The sequence below is a fragment of the Ruminococcus albus AD2013 genome (genome assembly GCF_000526775.1).
Lineage (GTDB): Bacteria > Bacillota > Clostridia > Oscillospirales > Ruminococcaceae > Hominimerdicola > Hominimerdicola alba_A.
Genome location: NZ_JAGS01000005.1, coordinates 22,800 through 39,861, shown reverse-complemented (window position 1 = coordinate 39,861; position 17,062 = coordinate 22,800). Strand labels below are relative to the sequence as shown.

General features: G+C 38.7%; 15 protein-coding genes. 10 read left to right on the top strand and 5 right to left on the bottom strand.

The genetic code is table 11. The annotated features are described in order from the left end of the window. The first annotated feature begins 537 nt into the window (after nucleotides 1-537). Entirely contained in the window at nucleotides 538-1,752 is a 1,215-nt protein-coding gene (locus N773_RS0117705; RefSeq protein WP_024858987.1) for a condensation domain-containing protein, read from the top strand. Nucleotides 1,753-2,211: 459 nt separating this feature from the next. On the opposite strand, the gene tnpB (N773_RS0117695) is transcribed toward N773_RS0117705, so the two are convergent. After that, nucleotides 2,212-3,330, bottom strand: a complete 1,119-nt coding sequence (gene tnpB / locus N773_RS0117695) for an IS200/IS605 family element RNA-guided endonuclease TnpB (RefSeq protein ID WP_024858985.1) — start codon at nucleotides 3,328-3,330, stop codon at nucleotides 2,212-2,214. A 1,054-nt stretch (nucleotides 3,331-4,384) separates the two neighbouring features. On the opposite strand from tnpB (N773_RS0117695), the gene N773_RS0117690 reads away from it, so the two are divergent. The 4 genes from N773_RS0117690 to N773_RS23335 all read left to right on the top strand — a co-directional run bounded on the left by N773_RS0117690 (nucleotide 4,385) and on the right by N773_RS23335 (nucleotide 7,694). Further along, entirely contained in the window at nucleotides 4,385-5,746 is a 1,362-nt protein-coding gene (locus N773_RS0117690; protein WP_024858984.1) for an RNA-guided endonuclease TnpB family protein, read from the top strand. Nucleotides 5,747-6,228: 482 nt separating this feature from the next. Then, a complete protein-coding gene (locus N773_RS0117685) occupies nucleotides 6,229-7,029 on the top strand; it encodes a DUF4241 domain-containing protein (RefSeq protein ID WP_024858983.1) in 801 nt (266 codons plus the stop codon). Beyond that, nucleotides 7,029-7,502, top strand: coding sequence for a macro domain-containing protein (locus N773_RS0117680; protein WP_024858982.1), 474 nt, complete (start codon nucleotides 7,029-7,031; stop codon nucleotides 7,500-7,502). Before N773_RS0117685 ends, N773_RS0117680 begins: the two co-directional genes overlap by 1 nt. A 63-nt stretch (nucleotides 7,503-7,565) precedes the next feature. Then, a complete protein-coding gene (locus tag N773_RS23335) occupies nucleotides 7,566-7,694 on the top strand; it encodes a DpnD/PcfM family protein (RefSeq protein WP_155250948.1) in 129 nt (42 codons plus the stop codon). Between the two features lie 270 nt (nucleotides 7,695-7,964). Here N773_RS23335 and tnpC read toward each other — a convergent pair whose 3' ends face one another. The 4 genes from tnpC to N773_RS0117655 form a co-directional block, all read right to left on the bottom strand. Next, complete coding sequence (gene tnpC, locus N773_RS0117670; RefSeq protein WP_024855848.1) at nucleotides 7,965-9,599, bottom strand: IS66 family transposase; 1,635 nt, start codon at nucleotides 9,597-9,599, stop codon at nucleotides 7,965-7,967. A 152-nt stretch (nucleotides 9,600-9,751) separates the two neighbouring features. Next, entirely contained in the window at nucleotides 9,752-10,108 is a 357-nt protein-coding gene (tnpB, locus tag N773_RS0117665; RefSeq protein ID WP_024855847.1) for an IS66 family insertion sequence element accessory protein TnpB, read from the bottom strand. Then, nucleotides 10,102-10,476 carry an IS66 family insertion sequence element accessory protein TnpA gene (gene tnpA, locus N773_RS21555; protein ID WP_024855846.1) on the bottom strand — a complete coding sequence of 125 codons (375 nt, stop codon included), beginning with the start codon at nucleotides 10,474-10,476 and terminating at the stop codon, nucleotides 10,102-10,104. The genes tnpB (N773_RS0117665) and tnpA overlap by 7 nt, the downstream gene beginning before the upstream one ends. A gap of 352 nt (nucleotides 10,477-10,828) precedes the next feature. Then, nucleotides 10,829-11,542, bottom strand: a complete 714-nt coding sequence (locus N773_RS0117655; protein ID WP_024858981.1) for a hypothetical protein — start codon at nucleotides 11,540-11,542, stop codon at nucleotides 10,829-10,831. Nucleotides 11,543-11,713: 171 nt separating this feature from the next. Between N773_RS0117655 and N773_RS0117650 the strand changes: the two genes are divergently transcribed. From N773_RS0117650 to N773_RS0117630, 5 genes are all read left to right on the top strand, one after another. Then, complete coding sequence (locus tag N773_RS0117650) at nucleotides 11,714-13,654, top strand: dockerin type I repeat-containing protein (RefSeq protein WP_024858980.1); 1,941 nt, start codon at nucleotides 11,714-11,716, stop codon at nucleotides 13,652-13,654. A 186-nt stretch (nucleotides 13,655-13,840) separates the two neighbouring features. Continuing rightward, complete coding sequence (locus tag N773_RS0117645; RefSeq protein ID WP_024858979.1) at nucleotides 13,841-14,503, top strand: DUF4314 domain-containing protein; 663 nt, start codon at nucleotides 13,841-13,843, stop codon at nucleotides 14,501-14,503. 5 nt (nucleotides 14,504-14,508) lie between these two features. Then, nucleotides 14,509-14,724: a hypothetical protein gene (locus tag N773_RS0117640; RefSeq protein WP_024858978.1), complete on the top strand. Its 216-nt coding sequence runs from the start codon at nucleotides 14,509-14,511 to the stop codon at nucleotides 14,722-14,724. A 282-nt stretch (nucleotides 14,725-15,006) separates the two neighbouring features. Beyond that, a complete protein-coding gene (locus tag N773_RS0117635; protein ID WP_013483578.1) occupies nucleotides 15,007-15,282 on the top strand; it encodes a stage V sporulation protein S in 276 nt (91 codons plus the stop codon). Nucleotides 15,283-15,527: 245 nt separating this feature from the next. Continuing rightward, nucleotides 15,528-17,015 (top strand): recombinase family protein, encoded by a 1,488-nt coding sequence (locus N773_RS0117630; protein ID WP_024858977.1) that lies wholly within the window; start codon nucleotides 15,528-15,530, stop codon nucleotides 17,013-17,015. Nucleotides 17,016-17,062 lie beyond the last annotated feature (47 nt).

The window sequence follows — 17,062 nt, the reverse complement described above, 5'->3', positions numbered from 1 at the left end:
TAGATTGCGAGTCATACATTATCAACTGTTTTAATTAAACAGAGTAAAACAATATATTGTGCATGTAAAAAAATATAAAGACGTTCAAATAAAAAAATGGGTGCTATTATTCAAAATAAAAACACCACATTTCGGACGGCTCGGCGTCCGTAAATCGAGAAAAGTGTTTGAGAGTCTACAAAACTGTAGCTGAAATAACACTCGATAAGGTTTAAACAATACACATTAAATCCGTGTATTCAATTTTATTTGTATAATTTTGCAGATACAATCTGTACAGGCAAGTAAATTGCGAGTGACTATCATCATGCTTTTTCTCAGGCCGAGGCAGATGCAACATTACAAGCATAAATAATGCTTATACAATGAAAAATCAAACATTAGTAATAATCATAGTGACCGATCTTTTTATGGAGCCGAGATACGTCTAAAACAACTTCTTGACAAGCACTATCTGCGCAAGCATGGAAAGAATGCTTATTACGGACAGAACTGAGGACAGAATCCCAAGGAGAACTGAAAAGGCAAGGAGCGGATATGGAGTATATTTTTACTGAAAGAGCACATTTAATGTGTCCGAACATGTGCTTTGGGATAGTTATGTGCATAAACGCCGAATTGGATGAAAGCAGGATAGCGGATACAGTGAAATGCATGTCATCGGCACATCCTTTTATCAGGGCGCTTATATCACATGATGAAAAAGAAAACAGATTCTTTTATGATGTGAAGGATGTTTCTCAGGCAGAGATCTCCATCTGCTCCGTTAATGATCCGAATACAGATTCACCTGAGATCATAGATGAATTTGAAAGGATCACCTCAAGAGATCCTGACCTTTTTAAAGAAGGGATGTTAAAGATCTCTGTGTGGCCTTCGGGTGCAAAAACGATCGTACTGATGGTTTTCCATCATCTGCTTGCGGACGGGAGGGGCGCTCTGGAACTTTCCAAGGAGTTTGCGGATTATTATGTGCTTGGTAAACAGCCTGTATATGCGGAAGAAAAGCTTATATCGTCCGTAGCGGAATTTCCTGAGAACTCACGTCTTCCGTTTATCAGCAGATTGCTTGTGAACAGGGCTAACAGGCAGTGGAAAAAAGAGAATAAAAGACTATCCTTTGAAGATTACCACCGTTTTGCGGACGATCATATCAAAACCGATAAAGTAAAGCATAATCTGTCGGTTTTACAGATAAGTGAGACGAATGATATCGCAGAAAAGTGCAGGACAGAAGGCGTTACGGTAAACGATTATCTTCTGGCAAAGCTTTTTACCGAAGACAAGATCAAAAGGATCGTTATGGCAATGGATATCAGAAAAGCCTTAAAATGTTATAATCCCGGGGCGATGGGGAATTATTCCACTGCTTTTTCCGTTGAAATCAATAGTTTCGATGATGATATTTTTACGATGGCAAAGCAGGTCCATGAAAAAGTCCGTCAGATAACTGCCAGACCCTCATCTCTTTATCTGGTGCTGCAATGCTATGTGGCTCTTGATCCCGGAATGCTGGATGCCGCAATGATGGCGAGCAGGGGAAGGTTCGAGAGTAAGGCTGCCGGATTTATAGGCAAGAACTTCTTCCACATGGACAGATCGGAGGGATATAGCATCACTAATCTTGGAAAAACAGAGAGTGATGTAATAGAAGATGCATATTTTATCCCGCCTGCTTCGCCCGCAATGAAGAAAACATTGGGAGTGCTTACTCTTAACGGCAAAATGAGAATATGTACGAGCGAACGATGATAACGTATTTTTTTAGTATGATAAGAGCTGCGGGGCAGCTATTTAATAATTAATGCGCATAAATTCGCAGCTGCAAAATATCCGAGCGTATGCAAACGTATGCATACGCTCTTTTTTTGTACGCGAAAATTTGCCCGCATCTTGACCCATCAGGGTTTACATGATTCCATTTTGTGTTAAGGGGATAACCATAAAAACTATTAAAAGACTTTGTTTCATACAGAGTCTTTTTATTATTTTGCCTGATTTTCCTGTATAATTTAAACATGAGAATAATATTGATAATATGGAGATCAGACAGATTTTTGATAAACATTCTCAAATAACTGTGACATCCTCCCCCGCCTAAAGAGCGGGGGCTTCCCCTACCTCAGCGAGTTCGGTTCTCGTTCGATAGTACTAATGCACTAAGCATAAGCGAGCTAACCCCGTGTGTCCCACGGTTTTTATGATTTAAGGCTACGCTAATGCTATTCGCATGCCTTCGTTTCTTATATTTATTGCAGCATTTACATCTCTGTCATGGTGAGTTCCGCATTCGGGACAATCCCATGCTCTTACTGATAGATCTTTAGTTTCCTTATTTTTATAACCGCAGCAGGAACAAGTCTGACTGCTCGCAAAGAATCTATCTATCTTTACAAGCCTTTTGCCCTGTTCTTCCAGTTTGTACTTCAGGTAGGTTACAAACATTCCCCAGCCGTTATCTGAAACCGACTTGCCGAATTTAAGTGTCTGAGACATTGCTTGCATGTTAAGATCTTCTATACATACACAATCATAGGCATTGGCTATCTGTCTTGACTGTTTATGTAGAAAGTCCTTTCGTTGATTTGCAACTTTCTCATGCATTTTAGCAACCTTGATACGTTGTTTATCGCGGCTTTTAGAGCCTTTCTGCATAAGAGAAAGTTTTCTTTGTTCTCTTTTTAGCTTTTTCTCGGCTCGTCTGTAGTATCTGGGATAAGAAGGTTCATTGCCGTTGCTATCCTTGTACAGCTCGTGCATTGAAAAGTCAAGCCCTAAGAAGTCATGCAGTTCCTGTTCCTGTACTTGGTTTTCGTACTCATACAGAATACTTGCATAGTATTTTCCGCTTTGAGTCTGACTTACTGTCACAGACTTGAGAACATATTCATCAGGAATGTTCCTGTGCTGCTTAACTTTGACTTGTCCGACTTTAGGTAATTTTAAGTATCCATTGGATATGGCTATGTTACCATTGATACAAACAGTAGAATAGCTGTTCTTTTTACATTTTTTTGATTTGAACCTGGGATATCCTGTTTTAGGCTGTTTATAGAAGTTCTGAAACGCTGTATCTAGGTGTCGAAGCGACTGCTGCAATGATACGCTGTCCACTTCCCGTAAGAATGAGTATTTCTCCATTTTCTTAAGTTCAGCCATTTCTTTGGCACAAGCATTGTAACTTAAAGTTGTCTCATATTCTTTATACTGCTTGATTCTTTTGTATAACCAATAGTTATATACCAATCTCACACAGCCGAAGGTTTTGGCAAACAAAATCTTTTGCTCGTTATTTGGGTATATTCTGAATTTAAATGCTTTGTTTGCCATAGTGTTCACTCCTTTTATGGCTTTATGTTCGTTTATCAATTACTAATTACACTATTATTATACAAGAAAATTTATAAAAAATAAAAACAGGGCTTCATCCCACAGCTAAAGCAACGGGTGTTCTCGCCCTTCTAAAAAAATCTCCCCTCTTGTAAAGCAAGAATATGCTTTATTATTCAAATCCACTGTGTTTTAGCCACTCCATTTTATTCGACTGAATATTTTATCCTATGAGCATAGTGAAAATTCCGGTGAGTAAGAAGCGCAATTCATCTCCCACCTAAGAGGTGGGAGTATTCTTGCTTAAAGAGGATAAAAGGAGCAGACATTATAGAAAGAATTGAAAAAATGCCTCTTGAATATATCAGAGACTTGCTCAACGGAAAAAATAAACTGGAATGGACAACATAAAACAGCAAGCAAGAAAAATAACCGATAATTTGTCTTTTAAACGTTCCTCACACGAGGGGCGTTTTTTTTCATCATACAAGAATGGAAGATGTTGACTACAATTTGTTTTTTTGATATAATAATCAAGAAAATATTAAAAAGGAAAAATTATCTTCTGTTATAATAGTATAAAACTTGTTGTGTCACGCGGGACACAAATAAAATGTTCCCCATAAAAACCTTTTTTGCAGGGACGTTTTTATCGATAAAGATTTTCTTCTATAATTATCTTAGATCTATAAATTTTGATAATCGGAGTCGGAATCAACAGATCAATTTACAGTAAAGGAGAAAATTGAAATGCACTATTAATCATCAAAAGAAATCCCGAACTATATAAAATTTTTCTCAAAAAGAATAACAGCAACAATAAATAACACTGTGATATTCATATTATCCAGGGCGGCTTAACGCCCTTAAATCGAAACAATGCGTCGTAAACCGCTATAACTCGATAAGGTAATATCTCAGCAATGAGATCAAAATTCTACGCATAAAATCCGCGTAGACAGTGAACATAACTATATAAGAATGTGAGCTGTAAGTTATATAATGATGTTGGAGTATTGATGTGTCCTTCAAAAAAACTTAAGGAGTAATAAAAATGACTAAAGTAGTAAAATTAGCGTTAATAAGCAATGTAACCGATAAAGATGGAAACAAAGTTGAATACAATGAATTAAACAGATGCCTATGGGATCTTCAAAAAGAAACCAGGGACCTGAAAAATGCTGTAGTAAGAGAATGCTGGGAATGGTACGGATTCACCAACGATTATTATAAACTTAACGAAGAATATCCGAATGAAAGAGATTATCTGAAAAAGGTAAAGTCAGATGGAACGATTAAAGATTATGCTTTGGATGGATTTATATATGCTAAATACAGCAAAAAATACAATCTCCATTCAGGAAACTATTCACAAACATTAAGAGACGCCTGCGGAAGCTTTAAAAATAATCTCAAAGAAATATTAAGAGGAGATAAGAGCATTTTAAGTTATAGAGCCGATCAGCCTCTGGATATCAAGAAGACCTGTATCGGACTGGAATACGATAAGGACACAAATACTTATTATGTAACTCTTGTTCTGCTAAACAAAAATGGCGTCAAGCATTATAATATCAGTGATTTCAGATTTAAGATAACCGTAAAGGATAATTCAACAAGAATGATCCTTGAACGTTGTTTTGATGGAGTATACGGCATAAGCGCAAGTAAGCTTATCTGGAACAGAAAGAAGAGTCAGTGGTTTTTAAATCTCTGCTATTCATTCGATAAAGCAGAGGTAAAGGAACTTGACAAGAAAAAGATACTGGGAGTAAATCTCGGTGTTTACTACCCTTTATGCGCTTCAATATCCGGAGAAAAGGATAGACTAGCGATCTCCGGTGATGAAATAATCGAATTCAGGAAACGAATAGAGGCTAGAAGGACAGCTCTGAAGAAACAGGCTGCTGTGTGCGGAGATGGAAGGATAGGTCATGGTTATAAAACCAGGATGAAACCATTACAGAATGTCTCTGATAAGATAGCAAATTTCAGAGATACCTTTAATCACAAAGCAAGTAAAAAGCTAATTGATTTTGCAATCAAAAATGATTGTGGGATCATCCAGCTCGAAAATCTTAAAGGAGTAACAAAAAATTCAGAAGGATTCCTCAAAAACTGGTCTTTTTATGATCTTCAGAGTAAGATCGAAAATAAGGCGAAAGAAAGAGGGATAAAAGTTGTTTATATTGAACCTGCTTACACAAGCCTGAGATGCTCAAAATGCGGATGTATACACAAAGATAATCATCCGACCAGAGAGCAGTTTATCTGTCAAGAGTGTGGGTATAGGGTTCTGCATGATTACAATGCCAGCCAGAACATTGCTGTCAAGGATATAGACAAGATAATAAAAGCTGAACTTGAAAAGACGGAACCGGAAAAGAAAACAGAGGAAGAAATGCCAGAGAAGTAAGTTCACGTAAAATAATGTGATGATAATATTTTTAGGGCGACTTAACGTCCTAAAATCGAGGCGATTTTTAATGATTTTTGCTGTATGTTTTGGGGAAACATACATAGACTAATACCGCCTTGTTGTAGCTTATCTTCTTGCCTTAGATAATTAATGCTGAAAACATTATTAAGACATTTTTGATTTTGTGTAACAGGCGATTAATCCTGAATGCTGACTAAAGGCTGACAGGCAATAAAGCTGCGTTATCCGTTGTATGCAGAAGAATAAAAACGATCACAAAATTACTCTGAGAAAAAGGCTTTGTTTTAGTGACAGAGCCTTTTTTAGCAGCTGTATGTTTTGTGTCACGCGTGACACAAGCGAAAGATATTATCGATTTCACTTTTCTTGTATAATAACAACATAGATGTTATTGATAACTGGCGAAGATAAATAAGTTATCGAAGACACTAAATGATTATTATACGGAGGAATTCAAAATGAAAGAATTTAAAAATGCAAACAATGGAACATCTGAGAAAAACAACATAAACGGCACTATCATTTCAGATATAATTGTAACTATCTTTTCAAGCAAGAAGGAGAATAGTTCGTTAAATCAAGAAATGATAAAAAGGAGAGCGGAGATAATTGAAGATCTCGGTATTCACAGTGAGCCTTCAGGAGGAGATAACTTCTGGCTTTTCTATGAAAACTATAATTTTTCAAAGAAAGAACACGACAAAATAAAGGCTATAGTAGATAAGTACTCATCTGAACATTATTTTAATGAACTGGTGCATATAGATATGAACTGTCTTTATGATTATACCGAAAGTGGCACTATCACTCTGGGTACAAGAGTCAGAATATCTGATCCGTGCTATGATATGGATACCTGGTGTGCAGGAAGTCTTGAAAACGTTCTTCCGGGAACATATAACTGTTTTGTTCAGAAAACAGGAGAGGGAAGAGTTGCAGGGATCAAAATAGTTCACGAAGAATACGATCCTGAAGAATATGAACCTGATGAACTCCAAAACATCGACGTAGGAGTAGATTCAGGTGAATGTGGAATTTACGATGAAGAATATTTCGTAAAAAACTGTAAGGATGAAGAATGGTACGAATCCACATACGTGCTGAGAGATGGAATGCCTCTAGATGATAAAGCATTTATAAGCAGTTCTGGATACGGCGATGGAAGTTACGAATGCTTTGTTTCAAGAAATTCTGAAGATAAGATCGTTGCAATAAAAATAGTATTCATTGATTTTGAGGATGATGAGGAGGATTATTGATGAACTATAAAGAAGAAATCAGAGACCTGTTTGAAGTTCCCGATGATTACGTTCTAGTCCATTGCATAAGTTCTGACTTTGCTTTGGGTGCAGGGATCGCAAAGAAATTCGCTCAGATGGGAGTGAAAGAAAAACTTGTGAAAAACTATCCGAAGAACTGGGAAGGTCATGGATATATGATACCTGTCGGTCTTAAGGATAAAATGGTAGCAAATCTCATCACTAAAGAAAAGTATTGGATGAAACCCACCTATGATACACTCAGGGAAAGTCTTGAGAATTTAAAGAATTGGGTGATTGATGAAAATTATTTGCCTTGGGGAGATATACGGCCTATAGGAATTCAACGGAAGTTGGCTATGCCACTAATCGGCTGCGGATTGGATAAACTAAAATGGGATAATGTCAGACAGATCATAAAAGAAGTATTTGAGAACACTGATATAGAGATCCTTGTTTGTCTGTACAAATAGTCGCTTAAATATCCTTAAGAACAAACAATAAATATGCTATAGAAATGTACGGAGAAGTTCATTATGAAAGAATTTAATGTAACAATTATCGAAACGCTTAAAAGGACTGTAACAGTTGAAGCTGAGGACTTTTCAGGAGTTGAGTTTGAGACTCAGGAAGATAATACTGAAGCAGAAATAGAAACCGGATAAAGTACGCAAACTGATAGCTTATAGAAACAGTGTGGCGTCTCTCTTTTGTGGGGAGACGTTTTTTATGTTTGTGTCACGCGTGACAAAAACAGAATTCAATTTTTCCTTTTATGAGGTTTAAGAGTAAGCGCCAACCAAACCCAGCCCCTAAAGAGAAAAGCCGAGGCTTCCAATGAAACCTCGGCTTTGATTATTAGAGCCATCTACTTGTACTTTACTACCGGTTACTATACTTCTCTACCAACGGCTGTAACTCTACTTTACAGCCAATTACTTTACCTCACTGTAAGTTTGCTTACAGTATGGTGGAAGTGCCATGCTCCAAGGCATTACCGATTTAAGCTGTGTTTCAGTTGGATCCGCACCCCACTTGGGCAGGACGGTCAGCAGATAGAGCAGATACCCATAGACATCAAGCTCATTTCTTTTTGCTGTTTCGATGATGCTCATAACTGCTGCGCTTGCAGCGGCTCCTTTTTCCGTGTCGCTAAAAAGGAAATTCTTTCGGTTGATGACATAAGGCTTCACCGTTCTTTCGGCTAGATTATTTGTCATTTCTACATCGGGATTGTCAAGGAACAGGTACAGCTTCTTTTTCTGATTTTGGGCATAGGTAACTGCCTTAGCCAGGTTTGAACCTTGACTAGGGCGCAGAGTATTTATTATCTCATATGCCTTGTCGAGCAGAGGCTTTACTTTTTCCTGCCGCATTTCAAGTATCTGCTCCCTTGTGTATTCTGCCTCCTTAGCCGCTTGTTCATAGTCTGCTGCCTTGCTGATCAGTGCAACTATCTGCGCTGATGGACAGGTGGTATCTCCATCTGTTATGCAGTCGAAGAAGTATCTCCGGCAATGAGCCCAGCAGCCGGCACTCTCATAATCTCCGCTGCCATAGGACTTCATTCCGTCCGTTTGCACAACACCCGTGTATCCTTCAAGCAGCTTCTCGGCAGTTATCTTGCTGCGGCTGTCACGGTAATAGTACAAAGCGATCTTCTTTGATGCACTTGCCCCTGTGCAGATAACCCACATCTGGCATTTTTTCTTAGATGGCTTGCCGTCTATCTTCAATACCCTTGTTGGAGTCTCATCGGCATTCAAAACCGGTTCGAGGAATGAATACATACGCAGCATTCCGATGACCGGTTCAAACCATTTTGCACCCTTTATGACCCAGTTTGCAAGTGAAGTGCGGTTCAGATAAATGCCCCTCAGCTTCCAGTATTGCTCCTGTCGATACAGAGGTTCTCCGAGCTGATACTTTCTCTGCATTATATCCGCGACCAGCGACGGATCGGGCAGCCCCTTTTCGATGACAGCGGCAGGAGTCTTGTTCTCCGCTTTGATTATGTTGGACCTGATCCCATTCTTATCGCAGTTTCTGCACTTATAGACCTTGCGGTAGTATTCTATCTTGTAGATCTTTTCGGGAATGACCGCAAGCCTTGTTGTCAGATATTCTTCGGTATATTCTGTAAGAGCATCACCGCACACACCGCAGATAAGCTGATTCTCGGGCAGATCAAAAACGACCTTTTTGGTTTCAAGGTCTGTTCTTATCTCATTTCTGCCGCGGTGCTTTCCGGTCTTTGCAGACTTTCTCGTTATCTTTTCTTCGTTAGGTTCCGACAAAGCTAAATTTGACTGTTCTTCGGCTTCATTGAAAAATCCTTCAAATGAAAGCTGACCATCACATAGATATTTACCCTTTTCGCTTTTCTGACCAAACAGCATTTTATTGCGTTTAAGAACAAGCTCGGTAAGATGTTCTATTCGGAGGTCTTTGTCTTCATTTGATTTTTTTAATTCACTGTTTTCTTTTTCCAGTTCAGCTTTTTTCGATTCAAGTTCGGAACACTTTTTTGCGGCTTCTTCATATGCTTTTTTCAGTTCTTCGTATGTCATAAAAAGCGCTCCTTTTCTTGTTTTTTTCAGTGGTTCCCGATACTTTAATTATACCACAAACCGCCCGATTTTTCAAGAAAAAGAACGCTTTTCACTGCTTTCCGGGCAGAGAAATATTGTCAACATTTATGTGCAGATTTAGTGTTGGATATTCAGCATATATCCACACCACCGCTGATCTTTTTTATTGCTTTCGGCTGGTCGATAGACAGCCCCTGCATCAGCCATATGAATTGCTCTCTCGTAATATCCCTTACTTCCTGCTCATTGCGTGGCCAGTTGAAACGACCATTTTCAAGCCGTTTGTAGAACAGCAGAAAACCGTCACCCTCCCACAATAGTGCTTTCAGTCGATCCCTGCGCCTTCCGCAGAACAGGAACAGGCTATCCGAGAATAAGTCGAGATCAAACTTCCGCTGTACGATAGCAGCAAGGCCATCAATAGATTTTCTCATATCCGTATGCCCGCACACGATGTAGATATTGGCAGCTGACAGTTCTTTCAGCATTGGCTCAGTCCCCGAAGCAATGCGAGCACAATATCTCCGGATATATTCTGAGGCAGCTCGATCTCGATGCCGTTCTTGCGCATCATTATCTTATCCTCACAACTGCATTTCTTCACTGCATTCGCGATAACCGAATTGCTCGCATCCGAAACAGCAGCGGAAACACTTACCGGAACGATACTCTGATTTTCGCTTTCTTCGATAAGCTCGGTTCTGATCACATTCAACCTTTTGTAGTAGGTACTGATATTGATGCCGTTCTCATTGCACCATTCTTCGACTTTCTTTCCGCTGCTCTGACATTCCTGTACCATTGCCGCCCATTCTTTGTGACGCACCTGCTTTTTTATCTCGCGTATTCTTCCCATGATATCTTACTCCTTTCAGGTTTCGATTTGCCTTCAGAGTAATTATATCATTCTTTGCTAACTTTGTCATTGGCTGGGGGTGGTTGGCGGTTACGTTTAAGATGCAGAAAGACAGCTAATCTTACTCACTTAGCTGTCTTTCACTTAAGAATTATAGTATCTGACATTCTTAATTGAGGCTTACAGTTTACAAGACGAAGTATATGATCAGGACTTCCTGTATTTGGTAGCTCTTACGATATGGTATTACAATGAATATACATACCCTCGACCATGCACAACAGAATGTCTAGAAATGCCGCCTAACTCATGACTAAAGTCACGCGTTAGGCGGCAAAATCGTCAGGCGACCCTATATTTTAGATGCAAACCACATATTATCGGTTGTGATAAAACTTAAGAGATCAATGATTTTTTCTATTATAGTTTGATCATTATAATCTGAATAACTAAATTTGATTTGCAGGATTTCTACTTTTTCGGATACGACGTTTCTTTGGTCTGTAACTGATAATACGTTTACTCCAAGGTACTTGCTTTTTGTGTTATCATAAATAGAAAGATGCTTGTTGTCCATTATTATATGCTGGCTGTATGAATACGGATTTTCTCGTGTATTTACATAGATCCTGTCATCAGGATCACCTTGAAGATGAAAAACTTTTCTTTGAGTTTCCTTGGCGGTATTATAAAAGGATAGAGATGCACTTGAATTTGAAGAACATATTTTATAACAAACAACTTTTGAGTTGTCGTTGTGTAAAAACTGCATTTTTATTGCTTTTTGCAAGAATTCCGGTAAACAGAAGGTTATAAAACCACGGTGCAGACCATCGGAGTGGCTGCTAATGGAAACATCAACGAGATGATCCCGAGTGATCTCGCATTTATATTTGTTTGTATAGTACGGATAATTATCAGGTTCTAATTCGCTTGCTAAAGATGCGTAAAACGATTGATCTATAGTTGGGTTTTGAGCTTTTATGAGAACCGTTAAATCGTCCTTTAAAGATGCCCAGTCATTATGTTTATACGCAGGAGAAAATCTATAATTATTGATCGACATGTTATTACCTCTTCTTTTATCTTTTATATTTATATTATACTAGATTTTTTTCTATTAGAGAAATTTTTTTAGCCGTGCGTTTTTATCGCAGGAAATTTTCTGCTATTATATAGATGCATCCTAAAAAGAAGTGTGAGGATAAAATATAAAGAAAACGAAAGGACGATTATTATGAATTCCAAGACAAATAAACTTTTGACAAGCATTTTATCATTAACGATGATGCTTTCGATGACAACAGCCGTATCAGCTGAGGAAAATGATACAGAAGCGTATTTATACAGTTCTAAAGCTATTAATGCTAATTTTCCTGATGCTTCTGCAGAAAAGATAGACGTAACAGATATTTATCTTATGGATAGTGATGTAATGAGCTTCGGGCCGGTATATAATCCGGCTACTCTGAAAAACAACTCACCTACGTATTGTGGATTGAAAGTAAAACTGGCAAAGCAGGGTGATATAACTTTGAGCATGACGGCAGCATCAAAAAAAGTGTCGCTTCTTTTTGTGGATTCAAGTGGAATTGTTAGGGGAAGATATGATTATACAGGAAAAGCTAACGAGGTAGGTCAGATCAAACTGACAAAAGTGCCGGCAGGGAACTATTATGCCGTTATATACAACAAAGGAGTAACGTCAGACACAGTTCTTTCTGATCTGTTCATAAAATCCTCTGTTATCTTCGATATCACTGACACCGGTAAATTCAAGGCCACGACTGACTACTCAAAAAATGAGGCTGTTCCGGCATATAAATTCAAGTACAACGGTGTGGAACTTAAGGAAAATGTTGACTATAAGGTGCTCAGAACTTCCAGCAGCAACAAAAAGATCTCCGGAGGTATAGAATATTCTTTTACTGTTGAGATACAGGGCTTAGGAAACTATGTTGGTAAAACCTCCAGGACGTTCATAAACTCTGTAGATGATGAAAATAATAAGATCAATTTTATTGAATGTGAAGTAAGCGAACCGACGTATAAAGGCGAAAACCCTGTATTTGTTGTTAAACACAACGGTAAAATCCTTACTGAAAACAAAGATTATAAGATCGTAATAAATACATCAGATGTTACTAAGTCCGGAGTTACTTACAGAACCTATAACTGCACATTTATAGGTGTGGGAAATTATGCAGGAAGCTTCTCCTATAAAATAGAGAATCACAAAATTTCCGACACGACAAAGAAAAACATTTCCGCCTGCAGTATCACTCCGGTTTTCTCAAAAGGCGAATTCGTGAAGCTTATCGTTATGGATAACGGTAAAACACTTGCTCAAAACACAGATTACACTTACACAGTCACTAAAACCGGGGAAACTGAAAAAAATGGGATCACTACTATTAGCTATGAAATAGTAGTGTATGGCATCGGCTCATACATAGGTTCCTGTACGGCAAACGGAACTACACAGAAAAACGGCAAGATCGTTTTAAATTTCAGTGATTACAGCGTTGGAGACAAAGAGTATACCGGCAGACAGATAACTCCGAATCCCACATTGGTAATAACCGATAGAAACGGCAAGGAGATCACTCTGAAAAAGGATGAAGATTATACTATAACCTATGGTTCTAACACTGCAGTAGGTTTTCTTGCAGGTAATTTCACAATTAAAGGAATAGGAAACTATACAGGAACTTCGTATATCCGGTTCAATATTGTCCCCGCAAAAATCAATGAAATTAAAGGATCACCTATCAGCGTCGGTTATACCGGAAAAGCTGCAACTCCGTTCAATGATAAAATTCGCCTTTCTGATGGAAGAGCTGTACTTTATGGTATAGATTATACTGTAGAGTATTCTAACAACGTTAAGATCGGAACAGCTACGGCATTGATCAAGTTCAAGGGTAATTACCAGGGTACTGTAACAAAGACATTCAGCATAGTAGAAGGAACAACGTTGTCAAAGGGAGATGTTAACGGAGATGGAAAAATCAACATAACTGATATAACTCTTGCAGCAGCTCATATAAAAGGCAGAAAGATCATTGACTCAAAAGATGACTTGCTCAGAGTTGACGTAAACGAAGACGGAAAAGTGAATATTACTGATATTGTAGTGATAGCTGCGAATATAAAAGGGAAGAAAACTCTGAAATAGAAAAAACTTGCAACACATCTGTTCGTAATAGAATGGATGTGTTTTGCTTTTTCAAATTACAAATCAATGAAAGATTTCATCCGGAATGAAATTATCTTGATAAGTTTTCTTGTATAATTATTTTAGGTTTACGCTTATTGATAAAATGGAGTCGCAGACCGAATATTATAATACGGAGGAATAAAAATGTTAGACGTAAAATCGATCAAAGAAAAATATCTCCCGGGAACTAGAGTGAAGCTAATTCACATGGATGATCCATATCATCCTGTTCCGGATAATACCTGCGGTACTGTCACTGAAGTTGATGACGTTGGGACTGTTCACGCAAAATGGAACAACGGAAGCGGTCTAGGGATATGTCTTGAAGTAGATAAGGTAGAGATAATTGAAATACCATATGTAAGAAAGCTTTATAGAACAGGTAAAGATTCGATCTCCTGCTATCCCATCAATGAAGATTCTGTAGAAATTAAACCAAGCAGCGTATTTGATGATGAATTTGATATCATTGAAAATGACGAAGAAAAAGATTACGGATACACAGAAATTAGCTTTGTAGAAGGGAAGTATCGTGCAGATTGCTGGAAACACAGGCTTCCGCTCAAAGAATTTAGCACATACGAAGAAGCGGTAAATGAGCTGAGAGAATGCTGTAGTTATTGCAGCGGTGATGAAAATACAATAGAGGAAGCTATTAACGATCATCTCATTTGGTGGTGTTCTCACGTTTTTGTTGAGGATATAAAAATTAATAATATTCCTGTTTTTGATTTGTCTGATGGTGAGATCAAAAATCTGCTTGATCGTGGTTTTTCAGGTAACAGGATCTTTATTAGGAGGATATAATAAAAATGGGAAGTCTGCAAGGAAGAATGATATGCCCAAATTGCGGGACAAACACAACTTTTGTCACTACTGCTCATGTCACACAGGACTGGGAAGTTGACAGTGAAGGCGAATTTATAAGCGTAGTTAAGGAATGCTGTGATGTTATGCATCGCCCTGATGTTGATAATATCTGGACTTGTACAAAGTGCGGAGCTGAAGGAGTATATAACGAATCATAAAATAACTTGTTATTGTTCCGAATTGTCCGATGTAATCAAAAACTCGGTTTGAATCAATAGAATATAGTATTCAGTTAGACTGCCGCAGAAATGTGGCAGTTTTTTACTGTACTGTTCTTAATAAATATTTTTGCGTAAAAATCGAACTGTATATAAAAATTCCTAAAAAAAATATAAAGCGAGGCAATTTTTTTTATTTTCAATAATTTTCTTATATAATAAGAGTACAAAGCTTTCAAATAAACAACCAAACAATATTAAATCATGAAAGGAGAATTATGAATGAATAATTCTATCACAAGACTGAAAGCATCAGCAAAAACAACTCCTAAGAACCTTGCATGGGCAATCGTCTCTGCACTCAGCGGTAACAGTGAAAAAGTTGAGATAACAGCAGTTGGAGCCGCAGCAACAAACCAGGTAGTGAAGGCTTTAGCAATTGCTCGCGGAATGGCTATTACCAAGAATAGGGACGTTATCAGTAAAACGTCTTTTGCAACGCTGGAAATCGATTCTAAGCAGGTTACGGGTATAATGTTTGATTGTAGCTTCCAGTAATACTTTAAAAAACATCTTCATTATTATGGAGATGTTTTTTTATTGAAAGTAATTTTCTAGTATAATTATAGCAGAAAAATATACGAGATGCTTACATGTACTATATATAATTTTTATTTACCGACAAAACTTATATAATAAATACAAAGCATAGAAGGAGGACGAAAACATGCTCATCAATAAAGAATACATAAAAGCGTCATTATCTATCCTAAACAAATATAACGAAACGAGGGAGCAATAATATGCCTGATAACAGAAAATACGCAATTTACAGCCGCAAATTCAAATTCACCGGCAAAGGTGAGAGCATTGAAAACCAGATTGAGATATGCAGGCGGGCGTTGAAAAGCAAATATGATGTAGTTGATGAGGACATTGTGGAGTTCGAGGATGAGGGCTTTTCGGGTGGCAACACCAAGCGTCCAAAATTTCAGGAGATGATGGAGCGCTGCCGCAATGGTGAGTTTCAGTTGGTTATTTGCTACCGTCTTGACAGGATAAGCCGCAACACATCGGACTTTGTGAACACCTATGAGGAGCTGAAAGAACACAGCGTTTGTTTTCGTTCGGTCAGCGACAACATTGATGATACCTCGCCTATGGGCAGGGCTATGATGATGATAAGCTCGGTTTTTGCACAGCTGGAGCGTGACATTATTGCAGAGAGAATAACCGACAATATGCATGAGCTTGCCAAGTCGGGACGGTGGTTGGGCGGCAATCCGCCAACGGGTTACAGGAGTGCCGAGACCGTAGGCAGTATGACGGTTGATGGCAAGATACATAAGGCGAGAATGCTGGAGAAAAATCCCGAAGAGGCAGAGCTTGTCAGGCTGGTGTTCACTAAGTTTGTTGAACTGCGTTCTATTACTAAGGTGGAGACCTATCTGCTCAATAATGATTTCAAGTCGAAAAAGGGCAACACGCTTTCGAGGTTTGCCATTAAGACCATTCTGCAAAACCCTGTGTATGCCATTGCTGACGAGGATACATGGGTATATTTGAACGAAAAAGATATGCAGTTGTACAGTTCACACGATGACTTTGACGGCATTCACGGTATTATGGCGTACAACAAGACCATACAGAAAAAGGGGAGGTCAATGAAGCAGAAAGCTCCAAGCGAGTGGATAGTGGCTGTTGGCAAACACGAGGGCATTATCGAGGGCAAGCGCTGGGTAGAGGTACAGCATCTGCTTGAAAAGAACAGGGACAAGGCATACCGAAAGCCCAAGAGCAATACTGCACTTCTGTCGGGACTGCTGTTTTGTGCGTGCTGTGGAAGCTTTATGCGCCCAAAGCTTTCATCAAGGGTCAACAAGCAGGGCGAGAAGGTATATGATTACCTTTGCGAGCTCAAAGAAAGAAGTCACGGTCTCAAGTGCGATAATAAGCGAATTAACGGCAACGAGCTTGACCGTCAGATATGCGATGAGATAAAGCACCTGGGCGAGGACGATTCGGAGCTGATGAAACTGCTAAGAAATTCACAGAAGAGTTTGAATGAGACATTCGCTGATTTGCAGGCAGAAATCGACAGGCTGACTGAAAAGAAAACCGACGAGCAGTATCAAAGCCTTGCGGATATGCTGTCGTCATTCACTAAAACTATTGACACATTAGATGTTATGAAAAAGCGTGATGTTATACGCTGCTTGGTGCGTCGTGTTGAGTGGGACGGCGAGAATATCCACCTGTATCTTATGGGTGCAGAAAGCGGGGGGTACTGATGTGCTGCATTCAGAGCCGAAGTGCGAGTGTAGTAAATAGAAAATGG

Bases quoted from the DNA above. Each gene is read 5' to 3' on its own strand.
- N773_RS0117705 (WP_024858987.1), top strand. From the start codon at position 538: ATGGAGTATATTTTTACTGAAAGAGCACATTTAATGTGTCCGAACATG.
- tnpB (WP_024858985.1), bottom strand. From the start codon at position 3,330: ATGGCAAACAAAGCATTTAAATTCAGAATATACCCAAATAACGAGCAA.
- N773_RS0117690 (WP_024858984.1), top strand. From the start codon at position 4,385: ATGACTAAAGTAGTAAAATTAGCGTTAATAAGCAATGTAACCGATAAA.
- N773_RS0117685 (WP_024858983.1), top strand. From the start codon at position 6,229: ATGAAAGAATTTAAAAATGCAAACAATGGAACATCTGAGAAAAACAAC.
- N773_RS0117680 (WP_024858982.1), top strand. From the start codon at position 7,029: ATGAACTATAAAGAAGAAATCAGAGACCTGTTTGAAGTTCCCGATGAT.
- N773_RS23335 (WP_155250948.1), top strand. From the start codon at position 7,566: ATGAAAGAATTTAATGTAACAATTATCGAAACGCTTAAAAGGACTGTA.
- tnpC (WP_024855848.1), bottom strand. From the start codon at position 9,599: ATGACATACGAAGAACTGAAAAAAGCATATGAAGAAGCCGCAAAAAAG.
- tnpB (WP_024855847.1), bottom strand. From the start codon at position 10,108: ATGCTGAAAGAACTGTCAGCTGCCAATATCTACATCGTGTGCGGGCAT.
- tnpA (WP_024855846.1), bottom strand. From the start codon at position 10,476: ATGGGAAGAATACGCGAGATAAAAAAGCAGGTGCGTCACAAAGAATGG.
- N773_RS0117655 (WP_024858981.1), bottom strand. From the start codon at position 11,542: ATGTCGATCAATAATTATAGATTTTCTCCTGCGTATAAACATAATGAC.
- N773_RS0117650 (WP_024858980.1), top strand. From the start codon at position 11,714: ATGAATTCCAAGACAAATAAACTTTTGACAAGCATTTTATCATTAACG.
- N773_RS0117645 (WP_024858979.1), top strand. From the start codon at position 13,841: ATGTTAGACGTAAAATCGATCAAAGAAAAATATCTCCCGGGAACTAGA.
- N773_RS0117640 (WP_024858978.1), top strand. From the start codon at position 14,509: ATGGGAAGTCTGCAAGGAAGAATGATATGCCCAAATTGCGGGACAAAC.
- N773_RS0117635 (WP_013483578.1), top strand. From the start codon at position 15,007: ATGAATAATTCTATCACAAGACTGAAAGCATCAGCAAAAACAACTCCT.
- N773_RS0117630 (WP_024858977.1), top strand. From the start codon at position 15,528: ATGCCTGATAACAGAAAATACGCAATTTACAGCCGCAAATTCAAATTC.